Origin of the sequence: Cryobacterium sp. TMT3-29-2 (genome assembly GCF_004564305.1) — a bacterium.
GTDB lineage: Bacteria > Actinomycetota > Actinomycetes > Actinomycetales > Microbacteriaceae > Cryobacterium > Cryobacterium sinapicolor.
Genome location: NZ_SOGK01000018.1, coordinates 1 through 3,335, shown reverse-complemented (window position 1 = coordinate 3,335; position 3,335 = coordinate 1). Strand labels below are relative to the sequence as shown.

The 3,335-nt window shown below is 66.7% G+C and carries 2 protein-coding genes; one reads left to right on the top strand and one right to left on the bottom strand.

Translation table 11 applies throughout. From position 1 onward, the window contains the following. Positions 1–243 precede the first annotated feature (243 nt). Positions 244–2,127: an FAD-binding monooxygenase gene (locus E3O67_RS02725; RefSeq protein ID WP_135101781.1), complete on the top strand. Its 1,884-nt coding sequence runs from the start codon at positions 244–246 to the stop codon at positions 2,125–2,127. Between the two features lie 103 nt (positions 2,128–2,230). Here the strand turns inward: E3O67_RS02725 and arfB are convergent, their stop codons facing one another. Continuing rightward, positions 2,231–2,653 carry an alternative ribosome rescue aminoacyl-tRNA hydrolase ArfB gene (arfB, locus tag E3O67_RS02720; protein WP_134417764.1) on the bottom strand — a complete coding sequence of 141 codons (423 nt, stop codon included), beginning with the start codon at positions 2,651–2,653 and terminating at the stop codon, positions 2,231–2,233. Between the last annotated feature and the right edge of the window lie 682 nt (positions 2,654–3,335).

Sequence of the window (3,335 nt, the reverse complement as noted above, 5' to 3'; positions counted from 1 at the left end):
TGAACGACCAACAACACCCGCACCAGCCAGCCTCGTCGGGATCAATCACCTCGCCGACGAAACCGCCACAAACTAACCCAAGTGACTCCAGTCAGCTTGACATCGCGCGGCACCCATCGAATGGCCTCCCTGATCTGGCCCTGTGCGGCCGAATCATATATGATCTGAAAAGCGATAATAGAAATTAGTGTTCGAATATCGAACGCACCCGCCCAACGCAGCCCACAAAGAAGTGAGGAAGCCGTGCATTTTCACCACCACGGATACGTGTCCACCGATCCCCGCATCCAGGATGCCGCGGGCGTCGGCCTCGACCGCCCCGACGAACTCCCCGACAACGTCGACGTGCTCATCGTCGGAACGGGGCCGGCCGGCATGATAACCGCGGCCCAGCTTTCACAGTTTCCCGGTATCACGACACGGATCGTCGAGCGTCGGGGCGAACGCTTGGCGATCGGGCAGGCCGACGGTATTCAGGCCCGCAGCGTCGAGACCTTCCAGGCGTTCGGTTTTGCAGAGCGCATCATCGCCGAGGCCTACCGCATCACCGAGATGGCCTTCTGGACGCCGGATCCTGCCGACGTGACCCGCATCATCCGTTCGGCCCGTGCCGTGGACGACCCCACCGGCATCAGCGAATTCCCGCATCTCATCGTCAACCAGGCGCGGGTGCTGGACTACTTCGCCGAGGTGATGGCCCACTCCCCCACGCGCATGGAGCCGGATTTCGGCTTCGACTTCCGACGCCTGGAGAACACGGATGAGGGCGAGTATCCCGTCACGGTCACCCTCGTGCACACGACCGGGGAGAAGATGGGCCAGGAGCGGATCGTGCACGCCAAGTACGTGGTGGGCGCCGACGGTGCCCGCAGCGCCGTGCGCGATTCGATCGGCTGCACGCTCGCCGGCGACCAGGCCCAGCACGCCTGGGGAGTGATGGACGTGCTCGCGGTCACCGACTTCCCGGACATCCGGATGAAGTGCGCGATCCAGTCGGAGTCGGGCGGCAACATCCTGCTGATTCCGCGTGAGGGCGGGGCCCTGTTCCGCATGTACGTGGACCTGGGTGAGGTGCCCGCCGACGACAACGGCGCCGTGCGCAAGACAACGATCGACGAGATCATCGCGAAGGCGAACCAGATCATTCACCCGTACTCGCTCGACGTGAAGAACGTGGCGTGGAACAGCGTCTACGAAGTGGGCCACCGCCTCACCGACCGATTTGACGATGTGCTCGCCCACGAGATCGGCACACGGATGCCGCGGGTCTTCATCACCGGTGACGCCTGCCACACGCACAGCGCCAAGGCCGGCCAGGGCATGAACGTGTCAATGCAGGACGGCTTCAACCTGGCCTGGAAGCTCGGCTACGTGCTCGAGGGTCGCAGCCCCGAATCCCTGCTCGGCACCTACTCGGCCGAGCGTCAGGTGATCGCGAAGAACCTGATCGACTTCGACCGGACCTGGTCGACCCTGATGGCGACGAAGTCGGAGGACCTCGAGGTGCCGCTGGAGGAGTTCTACACGCAGACCGCCGAGTTCCCGTCCGGCTTCATGACGCAGTACCCGCCGTCGATGCTGATCGGTGAGGCCACCCACCAAGGTCTCGCGACCGGGTTCCCCCTCGGCAAGCGCTTCAAGTCCGCCCCGGTGATGCGCGTTCCCGACGCCAACCCCGTGCAACTCGGGCACCACCACATCGCCGACGGCCGGTGGCGCGTGTACGCGTTCGCGGATGCCGCGACATCCGGTGAGGCCTCGGCGCTGTCCGACTGGGCCGAGTGGATTCGGACCGCGCCCGAGTCGCCGCTGCTCGCGCACACCCCCGCCGGAAGCGACATCGACAGTGTCTTCGACATCAAAGTGGTGTACCAGCAGGAGCACACCGGCGTGGATATCGGCCGGGTTCCGGAGGCATTCCTGCCGAGAACCGGCCCGTTCGAGCTGATCGACTACGAGAAGCTCTACGCGACCGACCTGGCGAACGACATCTTCGAGCTGCGCGGGATCGACCGCGGCGGCGCCGTCGTAGTGGTGCGCCCCGACATGTACGTGGCGACGGTTCTGCCGCTGACCGCGACCGCCGAGCTGGCTGCGTTCTTCCGGCAGATGCTGCTGGTGCGGTAGGTCCTCGTTACGGGCTCCCAGCTGCGGGGCACCCGTTCGGCCGCGAGTGCGGCTGAAACGTCGGTCTGGGCTGGGCTAAGCGGCGATTCAACCGCACTCGCGGCTACTCGGCGGACGGCCGCTGCCGCTGCCTTTTGGTGGCCGACCGCTGTTGCTTCGCTGCGAGGTGCCGTCGACCCGAACCTCGGGTGGGCTTGGTCGGGCGGCGTGGTGCCGCATCGGGAGCCAGGCCGGCGGCCACGAGATCGGCGAGCTTCGCCAGGGCGAGCTCGCGGTTGCGCAGCTGGGACCGCCGTTCGGAGGCGGTCACGGTGATCACCCCGTCGACGAGACGTTTGGCTAAGCGGGCGAGCAGGCGCATCCGTTGATCGTCGGAGAGCGTCGTCGACTCGGCCACGTTCCAGAAGAGTTCGACGCGGCTATCGGAGGTATTGACGTGCTGGCCGCCCGGCCCGGACGACCGCGAGAACCGCCAGCCGAGCTCACGCTCGGGAATGGTGAGCGCGGGCACCACCTCCAGATCCATGTGATCAGCGTGCCACGATCCGGACGACAGTGCCGGCCGGAGCGCCCCGGCGGCCGAACTCGCCCGTGGTCGAGCCCCGTGGTCGAGCCCGGTCTCCCAAACCGCCGGACACTCACGTCGCCGGCGGTCGAGCCTGTCGAGACCTTGGTGGCCTGTTTTCGGGGTCTCGCACACCCGGTGGTCGAGCTTGTCGAGACCCTGGTGCCCCGATCCCGGGGACTATGCACCCCGTGGTCGACCCTGTCGAGACCCTGGTGCCCCGATCTCGGGGACTACGCACCCGGTGGTCAAGCCTGTCATGACCGTGGTGCCCCGATCCCGGGGACTATGCACCCGGTGGTCGAGCCTGTCGAGACCCTGGTGCCCCGATCTCGGGGACTACGCACCCGGTGGTCGAGCCTGTCGAGACCCTGGTGGCCCGATCCCGGGGACTATGCACCCGTTGGTCGAGCCTGTCGAGACCCTGGTGCCCTGATCCCGGGGACTCACGCACCCGGTGGTCGAGCCCGTCGAGACCCTGGTGGCCTGTCTCCGGGGGACTCACGCACCCGGTGGTCGACCCTGTCGAGACCCTGGTGGCCTGGCCCGGTGGTTGCCCGTGGTCCGCCAGGTTTGGGTTGGGTCGTAGCAGAGTGGTGCCCTGACTTCGGGTTTGCCTTTCACCATGCGGATCTGCCAGCCG